The 635-nt window shown below is 72.3% G+C and carries 1 pseudogene; it reads left to right on the top strand.

Annotation, left to right across the window (positions count from 1 at the left end):
* Positions 1–635, top strand: a pseudogene (locus ACXJKJ_RS30930) (gluconolaconase); the annotation flags it as partial.

The raw sequence follows: 635 nt of genomic DNA, 5'->3' as shown, positions 1-635 counted from the left end.
CCGTGGATGGCATCGGCGGCGACGCCGGGCTGGATACCCCGGTGGCGCTGGCACTGGATGCGCATGGCAATCTGCTGATCGCCGATCTGTACAACAATGCGATCCGTCGCCTGTCGCCGGATGGCACGCTGCGCACGCAGGTGGCCGACGGCGGCCTGGTGAACGGGCCGCTGTCGGTGGTGGTCACCCACGACGACGTGCTGTACGTGGGCGACACCGGCGGGCGGCTGGTGCAGGTGACGCCGCAGGGGCACCAGATCGCGTTGCTCGGTGCCGAAACGCAGCCGCGCCTCGCCCGTCCGGCCGGCATCGCGCTCGACGCCGATGGCCGCCTGCTGGTTGCCGACGCGGCCGCGTATCGGGTGCATCGGATCGGCGCGCTTGCCGCCGGTGCGGTCGCACCCCCGGCCTTGACCGGGCCGGCGGCGGATGCGCCCCTGCCGGCGACCGCCGGGCGCGGGCCGCTTGCCCCGCAGCAAAGCTGGCATGAAGTCGTCGGCACGCTGGGCGAAGTGCGTGGCGATTTCCACGGTGAAAGCCGGCACCACCTGCATGGCGGCTTCGATATCCGCGGCGATGTCGGCCAGACCGTGCTGGCCATCGCCGATGGCAAGGTCAGCAGCCCGACCCCGACC

Source organism: Roseateles sp. P5_E1 (genome assembly GCF_054049335.1).
The sequence above is the reverse complement of the archived record's forward strand: the minus strand, read 5'-3'. Positions and strand labels throughout refer to the sequence as shown.